At 65.1% G+C, this 17,938-nt stretch carries 16 protein-coding genes and 1 pseudogene; 14 read left to right on the forward strand and 3 right to left on the reverse strand.

Going from position 1 to position 17,938, the window contains the following annotated elements:
* Positions 1-32: 32 nt before the first annotated feature.
* Positions 33-362, reverse strand: a complete 330-nt coding sequence (erpA, locus tag ACVMB0_RS25715) for an iron-sulfur cluster insertion protein ErpA (RefSeq protein ID WP_021081206.1) — start codon at positions 360-362, stop codon at positions 33-35.
* 139 nt (positions 363-501) lie between these two features.
* On the opposite strand from erpA, the pseudogene ACVMB0_RS25720 reads away from it, so the two are divergent.
* The 12 genes and pseudogenes from ACVMB0_RS25720 to surE all read left to right on the forward strand — a co-directional run bounded on the left by ACVMB0_RS25720 (position 502) and on the right by surE (position 13,125).
* Positions 502-1,711 (forward strand): annotated as a pseudogene (locus ACVMB0_RS25720) (deoxyguanosinetriphosphate triphosphohydrolase).
* 9 nt (positions 1,712-1,720) lie between these two features.
* Entirely contained in the window at positions 1,721-3,517 is a 1,797-nt protein-coding gene (argS, locus tag ACVMB0_RS25725) for an arginine--tRNA ligase (RefSeq protein ID WP_456754939.1), read from the forward strand.
* A gap of 118 nt (positions 3,518-3,635) precedes the next feature.
* Positions 3,636-5,111: an SPOR domain-containing protein gene (locus ACVMB0_RS25730; protein WP_456754938.1), complete on the forward strand. Its 1,476-nt coding sequence runs from the start codon at positions 3,636-3,638 to the stop codon at positions 5,109-5,111.
* Between the two features lie 46 nt (positions 5,112-5,157).
* Positions 5,158-6,180, forward strand: a complete 1,023-nt coding sequence (nagZ, locus tag ACVMB0_RS25735) for a beta-N-acetylhexosaminidase (RefSeq protein WP_461348101.1) — start codon at positions 5,158-5,160, stop codon at positions 6,178-6,180.
* The gene (locus tag ACVMB0_RS25740) at positions 6,177-6,998 is read left to right on the forward strand and encodes a segregation and condensation protein A (protein ID WP_461348102.1); all 822 of its coding nucleotides are present in this window, start codon (positions 6,177-6,179) and stop codon (positions 6,996-6,998) included. The genes nagZ and ACVMB0_RS25740 overlap by 4 nt, the downstream gene beginning before the upstream one ends.
* A 22-nt stretch (positions 6,999-7,020) precedes the next feature.
* Positions 7,021-7,944 carry an SMC-Scp complex subunit ScpB gene (scpB, locus tag ACVMB0_RS25745; RefSeq protein WP_461348103.1) on the forward strand — a complete coding sequence of 308 codons (924 nt, stop codon included), beginning with the start codon at positions 7,021-7,023 and terminating at the stop codon, positions 7,942-7,944.
* 147 nt (positions 7,945-8,091) lie between these two features.
* Positions 8,092-8,325 (forward strand): twin-arginine translocase TatA/TatE family subunit, encoded by a 234-nt coding sequence (locus ACVMB0_RS25750; protein WP_456754934.1) that lies wholly within the window; start codon positions 8,092-8,094, stop codon positions 8,323-8,325.
* 172 nt (positions 8,326-8,497) lie between these two features.
* Positions 8,498-8,992, forward strand: a complete 495-nt coding sequence (tatB, locus tag ACVMB0_RS25755) for a Sec-independent protein translocase protein TatB (RefSeq protein ID WP_456754933.1) — start codon at positions 8,498-8,500, stop codon at positions 8,990-8,992.
* Complete coding sequence (gene tatC / locus ACVMB0_RS25760; protein WP_456754932.1) at positions 8,989-9,789, forward strand: twin-arginine translocase subunit TatC; 801 nt, start codon at positions 8,989-8,991, stop codon at positions 9,787-9,789. The genes tatB and tatC overlap by 4 nt, the downstream gene beginning before the upstream one ends.
* Before the next feature lie 183 nt (positions 9,790-9,972).
* A complete protein-coding gene (serS, locus tag ACVMB0_RS25765; protein ID WP_456754931.1) occupies positions 9,973-11,304 on the forward strand; it encodes a serine--tRNA ligase in 1,332 nt (443 codons plus the stop codon).
* 13 nt (positions 11,305-11,317) lie between these two features.
* The gene (locus tag ACVMB0_RS25770; protein WP_461348104.1) at positions 11,318-12,199 is read left to right on the forward strand and encodes a hypothetical protein; all 882 of its coding nucleotides are present in this window, start codon (positions 11,318-11,320) and stop codon (positions 12,197-12,199) included.
* A 158-nt stretch (positions 12,200-12,357) separates the two neighbouring features.
* A complete protein-coding gene (gene surE, locus ACVMB0_RS25775; protein ID WP_456754929.1) occupies positions 12,358-13,125 on the forward strand; it encodes a 5'/3'-nucleotidase SurE in 768 nt (255 codons plus the stop codon).
* A 106-nt stretch (positions 13,126-13,231) separates the two neighbouring features.
* On the opposite strand, the gene ACVMB0_RS25780 is transcribed toward surE, so the two are convergent.
* A complete protein-coding gene (locus tag ACVMB0_RS25780) occupies positions 13,232-13,609 on the reverse strand; it encodes a response regulator (protein WP_456754928.1) in 378 nt (125 codons plus the stop codon).
* A 375-nt stretch (positions 13,610-13,984) separates the two neighbouring features.
* Between ACVMB0_RS25780 and ACVMB0_RS25785 the strand changes: the two genes are divergently transcribed.
* Positions 13,985-14,641, forward strand: a complete 657-nt coding sequence (locus ACVMB0_RS25785; RefSeq protein WP_456754927.1) for a protein-L-isoaspartate(D-aspartate) O-methyltransferase — start codon at positions 13,985-13,987, stop codon at positions 14,639-14,641.
* A gap of 110 nt (positions 14,642-14,751) precedes the next feature.
* Positions 14,752-16,140: a peptidoglycan DD-metalloendopeptidase family protein gene (locus tag ACVMB0_RS25790; protein WP_461348105.1), complete on the forward strand. Its 1,389-nt coding sequence runs from the start codon at positions 14,752-14,754 to the stop codon at positions 16,138-16,140.
* Between the two features lie 85 nt (positions 16,141-16,225).
* Here the strand turns inward: ACVMB0_RS25790 and ACVMB0_RS25795 are convergent, their stop codons facing one another.
* The gene (locus ACVMB0_RS25795) at positions 16,226-17,923 is read right to left on the reverse strand and encodes a porin (RefSeq protein ID WP_456754925.1); all 1,698 of its coding nucleotides are present in this window, start codon (positions 17,921-17,923) and stop codon (positions 16,226-16,228) included.
* Positions 17,924-17,938 lie beyond the last annotated feature (15 nt).

The following is a 17,938-nucleotide window of genomic DNA, read 5'->3' on the forward strand; positions in this document are numbered from 1 at the left end:
CGCGTTGGGAAACCGTATCAAAGCGTGGAGCGTTAGATCGAGAAGCTGGTGCCGCAGCCGCAGGAGGCGGTGGCGTTCGGGTTGACGACGCGGAACGAGGCGCCGATCAGATCGTCGACGAAGTCGACTTCCGAGCCCGCCAGGAATGGGACCGAGGCCGGATCGATCAGCACGACGGCGCTGTCGCGCTCGATCACGAGGTCGTCATCGGCCTGGGTGCGCTCGACGTCGAACTTGTACTGGAAACCGGAGCAGCCGCCGCCCTCGACGGAAATGCGCAGCTTGGCGCCGTCGCCTTCCTTGCTGAGGATCTGCCCGATCCGGCGGGCAGCCCGTTCGCTGACGGTGATGGCAGCAGTCATGTTCGGTCTCCGAAACCCTATTCCCGGCGCTATCTGATCCGATCGCGCCCGGCGTCATGCCCAATTCATTTGGTCCGCCGCCTCAGACATAGTTAAGTGCGTCGGACCGTGGAATCAAATGGATAAGGACTAAAATACAGTGTCGGTCGGAATGGCAGCCCCCCGTGCGCCTTATGCCTGCGACCCCGATCGCAGCCGTGGCCGGCTGGTCACCGAGCCGCCGAGCCGGACCCGCAGCCCGTTCCGTCGCGACTGCGACCGGGTGATCCATTCCACCGCCTTCCGCCGCCTCAAGCACAAGACCCAAGTGTTCGTCTTCCATGAGGGCGATCACTACCGCACCAGGCTGACCCATTCGCTGGAGGTCGCCCAGATCGCCCGCGCGCTGGCGCGCCAGCTCGGGGTCGACGAGGATCTGACGGAGACGCTGGCCTTGGCGCACGACCTCGGCCATCCGCCGTTCGGCCATGCCGGGGAGCGGGCGCTCGACGACTGCCTCAAGGATGACGGCGGCTTCGACCACAACGCCCAGGCGCTGCGGGTCGTCACCTCGCTGGAGCATCGCTATCCCGAGTTCGGCGGGCTGAACCTGACCTGGGAATCGCTCGAGGGCATCGTCAAGCACAACGGCCCGCTCACCGAGCGCAACGGCGCGCCGGCCGGCCGCTATCTGCAAAGCGGCATTCCGGTCGGGATTGCCGACTACAACAAGACCTACGATCTCGAGCTCTGGAGCTATGCCTCGCTCGAGGCGCAGATCGCGGCCTTCGCCGACGACATCGCCTATGACGCCCATGACATCGACGACGGCCTGCGCGCCGGCCCTGTTTGCGGTCGACGACCTCAAGGAGATGCCGCTGACATCAGAGATCATCGCCGAGATCGACCGGCACTACCCTGATCTCGACGAGGTCCGGCGCGGCGCCGAGCTGGTGCGTGAGCTGATCTCACATTTCATCAGCGCGGTGTTCAACGAGGCGAGCCGGCGGCTGGCCGCCGCCCAGCCGCAATCGGCCCAGGATGTCCGTCGCCACACCGCGCCGCTGATCGCGTTTCCGCCTGAAGTGGCCAAGCAGGAGGCGGCGATCAAGGCGTTCCTGTTCCGGCGGATGTATCGCCATCCGCGGGTGATGCTTGTGATGCGGGAGGCGGAGCAGGTGGTCCGCAATCTCTTTGACCGCTACCGGCAATCGCCCGGCGACCTGCCGGCGGAATGGATCGAGGGCAGCGCAGAGGAGACCGGGAGCGCGCGGAACAGGCGGATCGGCAATTTCATTGCCGGGATGACCGACCGGTTTGCCCTGATCGAACACCAAAGGCTTTTTGACTCGACCCCGGATTTGCGTTAGCGCCCTGCCATGGCCGACACCACTGCTTCACCACACCTTTTTGCCGACATGCTGACGCGCGTGCACGCGATCTGCGCCGCTGTCGCAGCCGAGGACAACTGGCCCGCGGGCATCGACCTCACGCGCGTCGTGGTCGAGCCGCCGCGCGATGCCAGCCACGGCGACATGGCGACCAATGCCGCGATGGTGCTCGCCAAGGATGCCAAGGCCAAGCCGCGCGAGCTCGCCGACAAGATCGCCGAAAGGTTGCGCGCCGATGCGCTGGTGGCCTCCGTCGATGTCGCAGGTCCCGGCTTCATCAATTTGACCTTGAAGCCGCAGGTCTGGGCGGACGCGCTGCGCGCCGTGCTGGCGGCCGGCTCCGCCTTCGGACGCAGCGACATCGGCAACGCCGAGAAGGTCAATGTCGAATACGTCTCGGCCAACCCGACCGGGCCGATGCATGTCGGCCATTGCCGCGGCGCCGTGTTCGGCGATGCGCTGTGCAGCCTGCTGCAATTCGCCGGCTTCGACGTCTGCCGCGAATATTACATCAACGACGCCGGCGCCCAGGTCGACGTGCTCGCGCGCTCGGCATTCCTGCGCTACCGCGAAGCGCTGGGTCAGGATATCGGGGCGATCCCGGAAGGGCTTTATCCCGGCGATTACCTGGTGCCGGTCGGCCAAGCGCTGGCCAAGGAATACGGCGAGAAGCTGCTCGGCATGAAGGACGCCGAATGGCTGCCAATCGTGCGCGACAAGTCGATCGCCATGATGATGGAGATGATCAAGGGCGACCTCGCCGCGCTCAACATCCATCACGACGTGTTCTTCTCCGAGCGCTCGCTGATCACGTCAGGCAACAACAAGGTCGCCGAGACGATCGATTTCCTGCGCGCCAAGGGCGACATCTATGAAGGCCGCCTGCCGCCGCCGAAGGGCAAGCCGGTCGAGGATTACGAGGACCGCGAGCAGTCGCTGTTTCGTGCCACCGCCTATGGCGACGACGTCGATCGTCCGCTGATCAAGTCGGACGGCTCGTACACCTACTTCGCGTCCGACATCGCCAACCACCGCAACAAGTTCGAGCGCGGCTTCACCAATCTGATCGACGTGTTCGGCGCCGATCACGGCGGCTACATCAAGCGCATGCAGGCGGCGGTGAAGGCGGTGACCGCAGGCAAGGCTGTGCTCGACGTCAAGATCGTGCAGCTCGTCAAGCTGCTGCGCGACGGCGAGCCGGTGAAGATGTCGAAACGTTCCGGCGATTTCGTCACCCTGCGCGAGGTCGTCGACGAGGTCGGCTCCGATGCCGTACGGTTCATGATGCTGTTCCGCAAGAACGATGCGGTGCTCGATTTCGACCTCGCCAAGGTGATCGAGCAGTCAAAGGACAACGCCGTCTTCTACGTCCAGTACGGCCACGCCCGCGGCCATTCGATCTTCCGCAACGCGCGGGAGGAGGCGGTTCCGGACCTGCCCGAGGCCGACGAGGCCCGGCTGGCCTATCTCCGTAGTGCTGCGGTGGAGCGGCTGACCGACCCGGCGGAGCTCGATCTGCTCAAGCGGCTTGCGCTTTATCCCCGAATGATCGAGGCTGCGGCGGTGGCACATGAGCCGCACCGAATCGCTTTTTATCTCTATGATTTGGCCAGTGAATTTCACGCGCTTTGGACCAAGGGGCGCGATTTGCCCTATTTACGCTTCATTATCAATAATGATGCAGAGATCACCAGGGCGCGACTGGCAATGGTTCAGGGCGTCGTCTCGGTTCTGGCATCGGGCTTAGCTGTTCTAGGCGTCCACGCTCCGACCGAGATGCGGTAGGCAGGGGCATTAGGCCCTCACGAGTGGGGATTTGTGAGGGCATCTGGCAGGGGCCAACTCGTTCGGACCGGCTGTGCCGGCGATCTTGGCGCTGTCCCGAAGGGGATGCATCATCACAATGGCTGATCGATATCAGGACCGACATTTTCCCGCCGACACGGCTCCCAAGGCCGACAGCGATCCGCTTGCCGAACTGGCACGGTTGATCGGCCAGACGGATCCATTCGGCAGCGCCAACAAGCCGCCGCCGCGTCCGCTGCAATCGCGCGCTAATGCGCGGCCGCAGCAGTATGAGCCGCAGGCGGACGACGACGATACGCCGCCCGCGGGTCCGCCGCCCTGGATGCAGCGTGCGCGGCAGGAGACCGTTGTTCCGCCTCCCGTTCAGCCTCCGCCCGTACAGCACTCCGAATACGAAGAGCCCGAGCAGGACTACCAGCCGAGTCCGGTGCATCCGTTGCACCGCTATGCGGCGCAGCAGTCACAGCCCGCGTCCCCGCCGGTTGCCGCCTATCGGCCGGTCGAGGCCCCGCGGCAGCCCGAGGCGTTTGACGACGAGCCGCATTATGCCGGTCAGGCCCAGGATCCGGCGCGCTATGACGACGCGCTGTACGGCCAGCTCGAAGCCGGCGAACAGGATTTGCAGCGCGATCCGGCTTATCCGGACGATCCCTATGCCTATGAGGCGTATGACGAAGAGCCCGAACCGCGCAAGCGCAGCAGCGGTCTGATGACGGTTGCAGCGGTCGTGGCGCTTGCGGTGGTGGGCACCGGCGGCGCGCTCGCCTATCGCAACTATGTCGGCTCGCCCCGCACCGGCGAGCCGCCGATCATCAAGGCTGACAACACGCCGACCAAGGTAATCCCGGCCCAGGCCGATGCGCCGGCCAAGACGCCTGACCGGATGGCGACGGGTGACGGCGGCGAGAAGATCGTGTCGCGCGAAGAGACCCCGGTCGACGTCAATTCGAAGACCGCCGGCCCGCGCGTGGTGTTTCCGCCGCTGAACGCGAACGCCAATCCGCCGCCGGCCGCCAGCGTGCAGACGGCGCAGCCCGCGCCGGCGCCGATCACGGCGAACGGGACCCTGCCGAACAACGAGCCGCGCAAGATCCGCACCCTCGCGGTGAAGGGCGAAACGCCTGATGGCGCGCCGGCCGCGGCGGCACCGGCTACGAAGCCTGCGGCCGCAGCGAAGCCTCCGGTATCGCGCGGCAATCCTTCGACAGCCAATGCCAGCGTGAACGCGCCGATGGCGCTGGTCCCGGGCCAGGCCGATGCGGCGCCCGCCGTACCTCCGACCCGGGTGGCGTCGACCTCCACGGCCTCGGTCGGTGGCGGCGGTGGATATCTGGTGCAGGTCTCCTCGCAGAAGAACGAGGCGGACGCGCAGGCGTCGTACAGGGTGCTGCAAGGCAAGTATTCCGGCTTGCTGGCGTCCCAGCCGCTGGTCGTGAAGCGCGTCGATCTCGCGGAGAAGGGGGTATATTACCGCGCCTTCGCCGGCCCGCTCGGCTCCGCGGAGGAGGCGAACCAGCTCTGCAACCGCCTGAAGTCAGCCGGTCTGCCGAACTGCTTCATCCAAAGAAATTAGCTGCGGTTTCCTTGACCGGTGAGCCGCATGCGGCCTAATCGGCCGGATGACGAACCGCGCATTCATCACGGGCGTATCCGGACTGACCCTCAATGACGCCGAGCGCGAATTCATTCGCGCTGAGCGGCCATGGGGCTTCATCCTGTTCAAGCGCAACATCGACAGTCCTGCCCAAGTGGCGGCTCTTGTTGGGGAACTCAGGTCCACGGCCGGCATGGCCGACGCCCCGGTCCTGATCGATCAGGAAGGCGGGCGGGTGCAGCGCCTCGGACCGCCGCACTGGCCGGTCTACCCGCCCGGCGCGAGCTTCAGCGCGCTCTACGACATCGACCCGAAGCTCGGCCTCGCGGCGGCCCGGCTCAGTTCACGGCTGATCGCGGCCGATCTGATCGACCTCGGCATCACCGTCGACTGCCTGCCTCTGGCCGACGTTCCGGTCGCCGGCGCCGATGCCGTGATCGGCAACCGGGCCTATGGAACCGAACCGGACAAGGTCGCCGCGATCGCCCGCGCGGTCACCGACGGGCTGGAACAGGGCGGGGTGCTGCCGGTTCTCAAGCATATTCCCGGCCATGGCCGGGCCACCGCAGACAGCCATTTCCGGCTTCCGACGGTCGATACTGCCAAAGCCGAGCTGGAACGGACCGATTTCGCCGCGTTCCAGCCGCTGGCGGACCTGCCGATGGCCATGACTGCACATGTTGTGTTTAGCGCGCTGGACCCCGTCCATCCGGCAACGACTTCTGCGACAATCATCGAACAGGTGATTCGCGGCCTGATCGGGTTTCAGGGTTTGTTGATGAGTGATGACGTGTCGATGAATGCGCTGGCCGGATCGATCGCCGAACGGACCCGCGCCATCGTCACCGCCGGTTGCGACGTGATCCTGCACTGCAACGGCAATATCGACGAGATGCGCGAGGTTGCGCGGGAGACGCCGGAATTGGCCGGCAGGGCGCTTGAGCGCGCCAAGGCGACGCTCGCTGCACGGAAGCAGCCTGAGCCGCTCGACCGGCAGGCGGCGCGGGCTGAACTGGATGCGTTGTTGGATCGGGTAGGGACGGCATGACCGCTGAAATTCTATCGTTTGAGACCGGGCGGCCGGCCGACCTCGCGGATGGCGAACCGGCGCTGGTGGTCGACGTCGAGGGCTATGAAGGCCCGCTCGACCTGCTGTTGACGCTGGCGCGGCAGCAGAAGGTCGACCTGTCGAAGATCTCGATCCTGGCCCTCGCCGACCAATATCTTTCGTTTATCGAGGCGGCGCGCAAGATTCGGCTCGAACTCGCCGCCGATTACCTCGTGATGGCCGCCTGGCTTGCGTTCCTGAAGTCGCGGCTGCTGTTGCCCGAGCCGCCGAGCGCGGAGGGGCCGAGCGCCGAGGAAATGGCGACCGCGCTCGCCAACCGGCTGCGGCGCCTGGAGGCGATCCGGGAGGCGGCCAACCGGCTGATGAACCGGCCCCAGTTCCAGCGCGATATCTTTCCGCGCGGCAATCCGGAATCAATCGCCGAGATCAAGCATCCGAAATTCACCGCGACGCTGTACGATCTGCTGTCGGCCTATGCCACGCAGCGCCAGTCGCGCGTGCTGACCACGGTGCATTTGCAGAAGCGCACTGTTTGGTCGCTGGCCGAGGCGCGCGCCTCGCTGGAGCGGCTGGTCGGCATCGCCGAGGACTGGAGCTGCCTCGACGAGTACCTGATGAATTACGTCGCCGATCCGACCCAGAAGGCGACGGTGTTCGCGTCGAGCTTCGCCGCAGCCCTCGAGCTGGTTCGCGAAGGCGAGATGGAAATCAACCAGAAGCAGGCGTTCGCGCCGATCTATTTCCGAAAGCGTCAAGCGCAAGCCGCAATGGCCGCGCCGGACCTGTCGGTCGAGTAAGTGGAAGAAGGAGAGCAAGCCCATGGCAAGCTTGGCGGAAGTGCGCAGAGACGAGCCCGAGGAGGAGGTTTCTCCGATGGATCATCCGGTGGCGCGTCCTGAGGAATTGCGGCTCCTGGAAGCCCTGTTGTTCGCATCGGCCGAGCCGATCGATCAGGCGACGCTCGCAAAGCGGATGCCGGACGGCGTCGATATCAAGCAGGCGCTGGCGCAGTTGCAGGCGGAATATGCACCGCGCGGCGTGAATCTGGTGCGGGTCGCCAACAAGTGGACGTTCCGCACCGCGGGCGATCTGTCGTGGCTGATGACGCGCGAGAGCACCGAGACCCGAAAGCTGTCGCGTGCCGCGATCGAGGTGCTGGCGATCGTCGCTTATCACCAGCCGGTGACCCGTGCAGAGATCGAAGAGATTCGCGGCGTGGTGACCTCGAAGGGCACGATCGACGTGTTGCTGGAAACCGGCTGGATCCGCCCGCGCGGCCGCCGCAAGACTCCGGGCCGTCCGTTGACCTTCGGAACCACCGACGCGTTCCTATCGCAGTTCAGCCTGGAAGCGCTCGGCGACCTGCCGGGGCTGGAGGAACTGAAGGGCACCGGCCTGCTCGACTCGCGTCTGCCGACCGGCTTCAGCGTTCCGTCGCCGTCGGATGACGCGACGCTGCGCGAAGACGAGGAGCCGCTCGAGCCCGGCGATACGCTGGAACTGCTGCTGGCGCCGGCCGCTGAGCCGGAGGCTGAGGAACCGAAGGCCGAGACCGAGGCGGGTGCCGAGGTCGGGACTGCCGAGCTCGAAACCACGGGCGAGGCCGAAACCGAAGTCGAGGCGGAAGCTGCCGCCGAGTTCGACGCGGACGAGCCTGACACCGGTGAGCCTGAGGCCGAAGAGCCGGACGAGCGCGCTGACGATGCGGGCGACCATGACGGCGCCGAAGAGAAGGGCGAATAGCCCGGAATATTCCCGGTTAAGCCTAGCAATATTACGTAGCCGCGACAGCGATTTGCCGCGGCCGAGGTCCTTGTTTTTGACACCCCGCAGGCCTAACTTCCGGCCATGTTCAGGCCGGTCCGCCGGCCATTTCTGGAGGGTTGCAGGATGGGTTCGCTTAGCATTTGGCACTGGATCGTCGTGATCGCAGTGGTCCTGCTGCTGTTCGGACGCGGCAAGATTTCGGACCTGATGGGTGACGTCGCTCAGGGCATCAAGGCCTTCAAGAAAGGCATGCAGGACGACGACAAGGTTGCCGACAAGGCCGAGTCGACCAAGGCGATCGATCACAATGCGGCGCCGTCCGCCGCGCGCCAGGACGTCGGCAGCAAGGCCGTCTAACGCGTTCGTCTTGACGCATATTTCGACGTTTTTTGTTGCGCGTTTTCTTGCGCGAAACGGTGACGCGGTCGCACGGACGCGCTATGGACGCCGATTGAGAAAAGGCGCCGGCAGCCCCACATCCTGTGAGGACAGATGGGGCCGATGGCGGCGCGCTTAGGCGGAAGAATTCATGTTCGACATCGGGTGGAGTGAACTGGTCGTCATCGCGGTCGTCGCGCTGATCGCCATCGGCCCGAAAGAGCTTCCGGGCGTGCTGCGCATGGTCGGGCAATGGATGGGCAAGGCCCGCAAGATGGCCGCCGAATTCCAGGGCCAGTTCCAGGAGGCCATGCGCGAGGCCGAGATGGCCGACCTCAAGAAGAGCTTTGACGAGGTCCGGGAAGCCGCCACCGGCATCACCAGCGGCAACATCATGACCTCGCTGCAGAAGGACGTCAGCGACGCCCTGCAGATCGACAAGCCGGTCGATGCGCAGGTGGCGTCTGCGATCAACGAACCGGTGACGCCCACGACGCCGGCGGAGCCGACGCCGGAAACCTTCGTCGAGGCCGAGACGCACGTTGCCGCCGGCGAGCCGCTCGCCATCACCAGTGAGGTGAAGGCGGAGCCGCAGGACGTGACGCCGGCGCAGCCCGACGTGCTGAAGGACGCGAGAGCGTCATGAGCGCCGAAGATATCGAGGCCTCCAAGGCCCCCCTGATGGATCACCTGATCGAGCTGCGTTCGCGGCTGATCAAGGCGCTGCTCGGCTTCGGCGTGGCCTTCATCATCTGCTTCTTCTTCGCCAAGCAGATCTACAACGTGCTGGTCTGGCCGTTCGTCTGGATCGCAGGCCCCGAGAATTCGAAGTTCATCTACACCGCGCTGCTGGAATATTTCATCACCCAGCTGAAGCTTGCGCTGTTCGGCGCCGGCTTCATTTCGTTCCCGATCGTCGCCACCCAGATCTACAAATTCGTCGCGCCTGGGCTCTACCGGCATGAGCGCAACGCCTTCCTGCCGTATCTGATCGCGACCCCGGTATTCTTCGTGATGGGCGCGGCGCTGGTCTATTTCGTCGTGCTGCCGATGCTGGTGCGGTTCTCGCTCGGTATGCAGCAGGCCGGCGGCGCGGAGACCGCGCAGATCCAGCTGCTGCCCAAGGTCGGCGAATATCTCTCGCTGATGATGTCGCTGATCTTCGCCTTCGGCATCGCGTTCCAGCTGCCGGTGATCCTGACGCTGCTCGGCCGCATCGGCATCGTCACCTCGAAAATGCTGAAGGATAAGCGGCGCTATTTCATCGTGATCGCCTTCATCATCGCCGCGGTGCTGACGCCACCCGACGTGCTGAGCCAGGCCTCGCTGGCGATCCCGCTGCTGGCGCTCTACGAGGGCGCCATCATCGCGGTGCGGATCGTGGAGAAGAAGGCCGCCACCGCCTCATCCACGGCGCCGTCCGCGACCAATCCGGCCGAGTAGGGCGGTTCAGGCCGCGCAGCCGGTGTCATACCCCGCGAAAGCGGGGTATCAAGTACGCTGCGGCCCCTCCGTCACACACGGACGTCTCTGGAATACTGGATCATCCGCCTTCGCGGATGATGACCGTCGTGGTAGTGGAGCTACGTAACCGTAGTCTACCTACGCATAGCCACCAGGACTGCCATGCACGACATCAAAGCGATCCGCGACAACCCCGCAGCCTTCGACGCCGGCCTGAAACGCCGCGGGTTGGACGCGCTGTCGCCGTCGCTGCTGGCGATCGACGAGAAGCGGCGTGCGGCGATCCTGGCCTCCGAGCAGGCCCAGGCGCGGCGCAATGCGGCCTCGAAGGAGATCGGCGACGCCAAGAAGGCCAAGGACGAGGCGCGCGCGGCCAAGCTGATGGCCGAGGTCGCAGAACTGAAGACCACGATGCCGGAGCTCGAGGCGTCGGCGAAGGCGGCCGACGAAGAGCTGACCAAGCAGCTGTCGTCGATCCCCAATCTGCCGCTCGACGAGGTGCCCGACGGCACCGACGAGCACGGCAACGTCCAGCACCACGTGTACGGCAAGAAGCGCGACTACGACTTTGCGCCGAAGCTGCATGACGATCTCGGCACCGCGCTCGGCACTATGGACTTCGAAGCGGCGGCGAAATTGTCCGGTGCGCGTTTCGTCGTGCTGAAGAAGGGATTGGCGCGGCTCGAGCGCGCGATCGGGCAGTTCATGCTCGACCTGCACACCGGCGAGCATGGCTACGCCGAGATCAACCCGCCGCTTCTGGTGCGCGATGCCGTGATGTTCGGCACCGGGCAATTGCCGAAATTCGAGGATGACCAGTTCTGGGCGATCAAGGGCGAATTGCTTGCGGCGCCGAATGCGGATCTGCGCAGCGAGCGCCTCGGTCTCATTCCCACCGCGGAAGTCTCGCTGACCAACCTCGCGCGCGAATCCATCCTCGACGAGAAGGAGCTGCCGATGCGGCTCACGGCGCTGACGCCGTGCTTCCGCGCCGAGGCGGGTGCGGCGGGACGCGATACGCGCGGCATGATCCGGCAGCACCAATTTACAAAAGTCGAGCTGGTCTCGATCACGACGCCGGAAGCCAGCAAGGACGAGCTCGAGCGCATGCTGTCTTGCGCCGAGCAGGTGCTCCAGAAGCTCGATCTGCATTATCGCGTGATGACGCTGTGCGCCGGCGACATGGGCTTCTCCGCGCAGAAGACCTACGACATCGAGGTCTGGATGCCGGGCCAGGGCGACGGCGGCGCCTATCGCGAGATCTCGAGCTGCTCGGTGTGCGGCGATTTCCAGGCCCGCCGGATGGACGCGCGCTATCGCGGTCCCGACGGCAAACCGCGTTTCGTGCACACGCTCAACGGCTCCGGCACGGCGGTCGGCCGCGCCTTGATCGCCGTCATGGAGACCTACCAGCAGCAGGATGGTTCGATCGCGGTGCCCGACGTGCTGCAGCCCTATATGGGCGGGCTCAAGGTCATCGAGCACGGCATGTGAGGCGAGGGCCAGTGTGATGCCGCTGCACCGTGATATCCACTGGCTTGGCAAGCAATGGGCCGTCACCGGCCACGGTCTGCAACTGATCAATCAGAAGCAGATGGGCTATTACGACATCGAGGCCGCGCGGCTGTGGGACGCCCGCGTGGTCGAGGTGCAATCCAAGGCCTGGATCGACAGGCCCGACTTCGACAAGGCGCTGGAGATCGCGCGCGGCAAGTTCGCGCAACTTGCGCCGGCCGATCTGCCGCCGTCAGCCATGGTTGCGCCGCCGCCTCCGCCTCCGATCCGGGCGACGCCGGCGGCCGCGCCACGTGCGCCGCTTGACGCCGCATCGGTGCCGTCGATCGAGGAATTGCTGGCACGGCTGAAATCGCGATCGGCTGCGGCAGCCCCCAGTGCAAGACCGGACGAGCCGCCCGCACCGGTGGCGCCCGCGCCGCCCAAGGCTGAGCCGTTGCAGGCGGAAGCCACCCGGTCCGAACTCCCCAAATCGGAGCCTCCGGAATCTGGCAAGCCGGAGCTCCGCCAGTCCGCGCCGCTCACCCCCGAGGCGCCTGTACCTGAAGCTCGGAAGGTTGCCCCGCCGAAGGTTGAGCAGCCCAAGCCGCCCGCCAAGCCGGAGCCTGCCAAGCCCGAGCCAGCCAAGGCTGAATCGACCTACCGGGAAGCTCCCAAGCCAAGTCCTCCGAAGCTTGAGCCGCTCCGGTCCGAAGCTTCGAAATCCGAAGCTCCCGAGGCCGTCGCTGCCGAGCTTGAGGCTCCGAAATCCGAATTGCGCCCGGCTGCGCCGGTCAAGAAACCGGACGTGCCCCCGTTGGCGCCGGCTATCACGGTCGTTCGGCGATTGGTCAGGCCGGCCCTGGCCGGTATTCGAGCGCAAGATCGCCGGTAGCGGCAAATTTGTCCGTCCGTGGCGCGTGACCTCGACGCGGTGGCACGGGCCGTCGTCAAGTTTGCCTCGGCGGCCCTAGCCGGTTAAGACGGCCATCGACGCAAACAACTGCAATCCAAGAAACCCGCGTCGAATCGGAACAAGAGGCACTTTGACGGATGCGAATTCTCTGCACCAATGATGACGGCATCAACGCTCCGGGCTTGAAGGTCATTGAGCAGATCGCACGCGCTCTGTCCGAGGACGTCTGGATCGTCGCCCCCGAGCTCGACCAGTCCGGCGTCTCGCATTCGCTGTCGCTGAACGATCCGCTGCGCTTGCGCGAGATCGGCCCGCGTCACTTCGCGGTGCGCGGCACGCCGACCGATTGTGTCATCATGGGCGCGCGCCACATCCTCGGGGACAAGCTGCCCGATCTCGTGCTGAGCGGTGTCAACAAGGGCCGCAACGTCGCCGAGGACGTAGTCTATTCCGGCACCATCGCCGGCGCGCTGGAAGGCACCATCCTGGGCTTTCCGTCATTTGCGCTGTCGCAGGAGTTTTCGATCGACACGCGCAACGCGCCGCTGTGGGACACTGCGCTGAAATTCGGCCCCGACATCATCCGCAAGGTGATCGAGGCGGGCGTGCCGAGGAACACCGTCATCAACGTCAACTTCCCGTCCTGCATGCCTGACGAGGTCAAGGGCATCCGGATCACGCGGCAGGGCAAGCGCAATCAGGGTTTCCTGAAGATCGATCGTCGTCACGACGGACGCGGCAATCCGTATTTCTGGATCGGCTTCGAGCGCGCGGCGATGATGGATACGCCGGCCGAAGGCACCGATCTCGCCGCGCTTGCCGCGCGCTACGTCTCGGTGACGCCGCTGCGTCTCGACCGCACCGACGAAGCGTTCTCGGATACGTTGACCGCAACGCTGAAGTGAATTCTTGTAGCCCGGATGGAGCGAAGCGTAATCCGGGGCCGCTCTCGATACGTAGAAGATTCCCGGATTGCGCTCTGCTGCATCCGGGCTACGAAGAACCCGAAATCTAAACCGGCGCGCGCTTCATCGCGCTGGAGATCACCTGGGCGAGCGTTTCCAGCTGGAAGGGCTTTTGCAGCGCCGGACGGTCGCGATATTCCGGCGGCAGGCCGGACGAGCCGTAGCCGGTCGCGAAGATGAAGGGGCGGTTGCGGGCATTGATCAGTTCCGCGACCGGGGTGATCACCTTGCCGTTGACGTTGACGTCGAGGATCGCGAGGTCGAATTCGGTGGATTGCGCGAGCTTGACCGCTTCGCCGATCTCGCCGGCCTCGGCCGCCACGCTGTGGCCGAGCTCTTCCAGCATATCGGCGACCATCATCCGGATCATGACCTCGTCCTCCACGAGGAAAACTGAACAGCCCGCCGGCCGTGTCGCTGTCATGATGGAATCCTTGCCCGTCCCTGAAATAGGCTCGCAAATAACACCACGAGGCGCAATGCAAACGTTTGGGAATTGGTCCTTTTCCAGCGCGCATCGCCAGTTCGCCACGTCGCTGTGACAGACTAGCTACGCCGGATTCGTCCAGCGGTGGACGAGTGGCGGCTCGACCAAAAAGCCCTGGTCCGCGCCGTCCGGCGCTGACCCGCGCATCGCGCCCGCATTATATGGGAAGCTGCCGCACCGGCGCCAACCCGGAATCGGCGTACCGGTTCCTGACCGGGAACAAAGGGTGACGGGAAATTTTTCCTTAACGCGGTATTTCGGATTTCAATGGCATCAAGCTGAGTGAGAGTCCGCTACTGCCCAGATTAGCTGATGAACATGGCCGTAACCCCCGATCCGACCGAGAAGATGATGTTTCAACTCACCCTGCGGCGGCGGGGGGTGAGCGATCAGGCGGTGCTGCGTACCATGGAGGAGGTGCCGCGCGAGGTGTTCGTCGATCCGCGCGATCGCAACTATGCTTATCGCGACAGCGCGCTTGCGATCGCCTGCGGGCAGACCATCAGCCAGCCCTTCGTCGTGGCCTACATGACCGAGCAGCTGCAGCTGCAGAAGGACCACCGCGTGCTCGAGATCGGCACCGGGTCGGGTTACCAGGCGGCCGTGCTGTCCCGGCTGTGCAAGCAGGTCCTGACCATCGAGCGCTACCGGACGTTGGCGGACGGCGCCCGCAAGCGCCTCGAGAAGCTGGGCTACTACAATATCGAGGTGCTGTTCGGCGACGGCTTCGAGGTCCCGGCCGGGGCGGGCGATTTCGACCGCATCATCGTCACCGCGGCGATGGAGCAGGTGCCTGAGAAGCTGCTGGAGCGGCTCGAGCCGGGTGGCGTCCTGATCGCCCCGGTCGGTCCGCATCAGGGCACTCAGACCCTGGTCAGGATGGTGCGGACAGCAAACGGCTTCGACCGCAAGGAACTGGTCGACGTCCGCTTCGTGCCGGCGCTGCAGGGAATCGCGCGCGAATTGTAAGTTTGGCGATTTGCTGCTTGGCACCAACGCCTTATTCGCAGGGTTAAGCGGTTATTTACTCGCGAGGTGTTTACTCAAAACAGTCTTTTGTTGCGTACGAGTGAGTAACCATGTCTGGGGTTGTTGAGTTGCTTCGCTCGCGTCGCGTACCGCAGGTTGCGGTGCTGGCGCTGATGTCCATGGCTTTTGCCGGTTGCAGCGCCGATATGTCGTCGCGCTTCTCGCAAAACTCCTACTCGCAAAATCCGTTTGCGTTTGATCCGCAGCCGACCGGCACGGTGCAGCAGGCACCGCCGCCGCGCGAGCTGCCGCAATACGCGCGGCCGCGAACGCAGCCGCAATATTCGCAGTACCAGTCGCAGCCGTTGCCGCCGCCGGTCGCACCGCCGCAGTCCTATCCGGTTGCCAACGGCAACGCCGGCGTCTCCGGAGGCGGCCGTGGGCTTTCGTCCTACACCCCGCCGCCGGCGCGGCCGCAGATCGAGACCACCGGCACCGTTCCGCGTTCGGTCGCCGCAGCGCATGCCGGACACAGCGGCACCACCATCATCGTCGGCACCAGCGATACGCTGGAGGTGCTGGCGCGTCGCTACAACGTCTCAACCGCCGAGATCCTCCGCGCCAACGGCTACAAGGGACCGCGCGCGCTGTCGCCCGGCCAGCAGCTGATCATTCCGCACGCGGGGGCCGTCGCCGCGGCGCCTGCGATGGCGGCTCCTGCCACGCGTCCGGTTGCCGCGGCGGCAGCGCCTTCCGGCGTCCACTATGTCAACCGCGGCGACACGCTGCACAGCATCGCGCGCCAGCACCACATTCCGGTGGCCGAGCTCGCCCGCGCCAACAATCTCGACCAGTCGGCGAGGCTCAGCCTCGGCATGAAGCTCGTGGTGCCCGGTGCCAAGACCGCGATGGCGGCTCCAGCACCGGTTGCGCAACCCGTTGCTGCCGCACCGGTTGTGACCGCGGCGCCTGCGCCGGCCGTGGCGGCTCCGAAGGTCGTCGCCACTGCGCAGCCGCAGCAGAGCGCACGGCTGGTGCAGCCGACTGCAACCGTGGAACAGCCGGCCGCCGCCGCTGAGGCGCCTGTCGCCGCCAAGTCGAGCGAGGCCACCGGCGCATTGCCGACCTTCCGCTGGCCGGTGCGCGGCAAAGTCATCACCGCCTACGGTTCGAAGACCAACGGCAAGGTCAATGACGGCATCAACGTCGCGGTGCCCGAAGGCACGCCGGTGAAGGCGGCCGAAGACGGCGTCGTCGCTTACTCCGGCAATGAGCTGAAGGGCTACGGCAATCTGGTGCTGGTGCGCCATTCCAACGGTTACGTCACCGCCTACGCCCATGCCAGCGAGCTCCTGGTGAAGCGCGGCGATACCATCAAGCGCGGCCAGGTGATCGCCAAGTCGGGCCAGTCGGGCGAGGCGGGCTCGCCGCAGCTTCATTTCGAAATTCGCAAGGGATCGTCCCCGGTCGATCCGCTCCAGTTCCTCAACGGCGCGTAAGTCACGCGTCCGGACTTCGAAGGGACTTCCAAGTCTCACAACAAAGACAACGGGGGAGGCGCAAGCTTCCCCCGTTTTGTTTTGATTAGAAGTCGAACGTCATGCCGGTTGTCACCGCGCTCGCCTTGTTGCCGGCGACCACGTTGTTGTTGGCGTCGCGTCCGCACACGCCGTAACCATGACCGCTCACGCCGAGGCAGTAATGCGCGCCGGGGCCGTTGCGCAGATAGCTGCCGACGAGATACCACGCCACCACCGGGCTGAAATGGTACTTGACGCCTGCTGCATATTGATCGGCGCTGCTGTCCAACGTGTTCAGGGCAAAGTCGGCCGATCCTGCTGCCGGAGTGACGGTGTAATTGTTGAACACGCCTGTCCCGGGCGAACCGGGTGAGGCGTTGGCGTGAGCCCATGACCCGCTGACATCCCAAGCGCCGATGCTCTGGGTGGCGCTTATGAAATAGCCGTCGCGCGACCGCTCGTTGAAGTCGGCCACCGTGTTCTCGCGTCGCATGACTTCGTAGATGCCGTAGAGCTGCAGCTTGCCGATGCCGTCGTCGAAGCGATAGCCGCCACCGATCTTCGCGGCCCATTCGTTGGCGATGCCGACGGCTCCCGGCGGCACGATCAACACACCGCCATTACTCAAGGGCGTGACGGCCTCGTCGCCGGTGCGGTTGGTGCCTTCATGCATCTCGTAGGCGGCGATCGCCGTGAACGGCCCCTGATTGTAGGTCAGCGAGGCGCTGTAGAGATTGCCGTAGGAGCCGTCGGTGCAGCCTTCCGGCGCCGATGTCAGCGGGAAGCCGCTGCCGCTGCCGCGCGCAGACGTGCCGGGGCAGTTGAAATCGCCGAGTGCGAAGTCGCTGTTGTCTCTCGCGGTGTTCTGTCCCGGCGAGGCCATCAAGGTTGCCTGGAAGCCGTTCCAGACCGGCGATTCGTACCAGACCGCATGCGCTGCGCGCCAATCGAACTCCGCACGCAGGTCGCCGCCGGTATTGCCCATGATCGAATTGTAGTCGCCAAGCGTCGCCGAGAACGGATCGAACTTCGATGTGGATTTCTTGTAGGGCGTATCCGATTTGCCGGCCTTGATGGTGCCCCACGGCGTTTGCATCCCGATGAAGCTGTCGCGCGTTCCAAACGCGGCACGTTCGGTCGGAACCGCGGCGACTTCGACCAGCGATTCAAACTGGGCGACGGCGGCCCAGCCGGCGTAACCATACGGTTCAAGATCATGGCGGGCGTGAATGCCGAAAAAGGTGAGGTTGCTCGCCACTCCGGTCTTGGTGCCTTGATCGAACACGCCGGGGTTGAAGACGTCACCCGACAGATCGACGTGGCCGTAGAGCGTGACGGTCGTGTTGTCGACGAAGGCGTTGCCACCCGGCGCCTTGCTGTAGAGCGGCGCGCCGCCGATGCTGACGACGGGGCGCTCGGGCGGCTTCGGGGAGGGCGCGACCGAGGCGTGCTGCACCGGGTTTCCCTTTGGCGGCGAGGCCGTCGCAGCAGGCTCGGCGGGGCGGCTCGCGATATGATTCACGCGATCCCTTAGCTGCGCATTCTCCTTGGCAAGTTTCGCATTGTTTCGTTCGAGTGCATCCAGACGCGCCATCACATCGTCCAGTGTTGCCGCCCGTGCAGGCTGTTGCGCGAGCACGAGGCAGATCGCCGTGAATGCGGTTCCGGCGAGAAATCCCTTCTTCATCTGATCCCCCCTTTGCCGATCGCCGCAGCGGGTTGCTGGGCGTTTACAAAGTGAAGGAACGTTAATGTATACCAAACACCAGATACATGG

This window comes from Bradyrhizobium sp. USDA 4451 (assembly GCF_054822585.1).

Excerpts from the sequence above, each read along its gene's own strand:
- ACVMB0_RS25790 (WP_461348105.1), top strand. The coding sequence starts at position 14,752 with ATGTCTGGGGTTGTTGAGTTGCTTCGCTCGCGTCGCGTACCGCAGGTT.
- erpA (WP_021081206.1), bottom strand. The coding sequence starts at position 362 with ATGACTGCTGCCATCACCGTCAGCGAACGGGCTGCCCGCCGGATCGGG.
- scpB (WP_461348103.1), top strand. The coding sequence starts at position 7,021 with ATGGCAAGCTTGGCGGAAGTGCGCAGAGACGAGCCCGAGGAGGAGGTT.
- surE (WP_456754929.1), top strand. The coding sequence starts at position 12,358 with ATGCGAATTCTCTGCACCAATGATGACGGCATCAACGCTCCGGGCTTG.
- ACVMB0_RS25740 (WP_461348102.1), top strand. The coding sequence starts at position 6,177 with ATGACCGCTGAAATTCTATCGTTTGAGACCGGGCGGCCGGCCGACCTC.
- tatC (WP_456754932.1), top strand. The coding sequence starts at position 8,989 with ATGAGCGCCGAAGATATCGAGGCCTCCAAGGCCCCCCTGATGGATCAC.
- ACVMB0_RS25785 (WP_456754927.1), top strand. The coding sequence starts at position 13,985 with ATGAACATGGCCGTAACCCCCGATCCGACCGAGAAGATGATGTTTCAA.
- ACVMB0_RS25730 (WP_456754938.1), top strand. The coding sequence starts at position 3,636 with ATGGCTGATCGATATCAGGACCGACATTTTCCCGCCGACACGGCTCCC.
- argS (WP_456754939.1), top strand. The coding sequence starts at position 1,721 with ATGGCCGACACCACTGCTTCACCACACCTTTTTGCCGACATGCTGACG.
- ACVMB0_RS25780 (WP_456754928.1), bottom strand. The coding sequence starts at position 13,609 with ATGACAGCGACACGGCCGGCGGGCTGTTCAGTTTTCCTCGTGGAGGAC.
- serS (WP_456754931.1), top strand. The coding sequence starts at position 9,973 with ATGCACGACATCAAAGCGATCCGCGACAACCCCGCAGCCTTCGACGCC.
- tatB (WP_456754933.1), top strand. The coding sequence starts at position 8,498 with ATGTTCGACATCGGGTGGAGTGAACTGGTCGTCATCGCGGTCGTCGCG.
- ACVMB0_RS25750 (WP_456754934.1), top strand. The coding sequence starts at position 8,092 with ATGGGTTCGCTTAGCATTTGGCACTGGATCGTCGTGATCGCAGTGGTC.
- nagZ (WP_461348101.1), top strand. The coding sequence starts at position 5,158 with ATGACGAACCGCGCATTCATCACGGGCGTATCCGGACTGACCCTCAAT.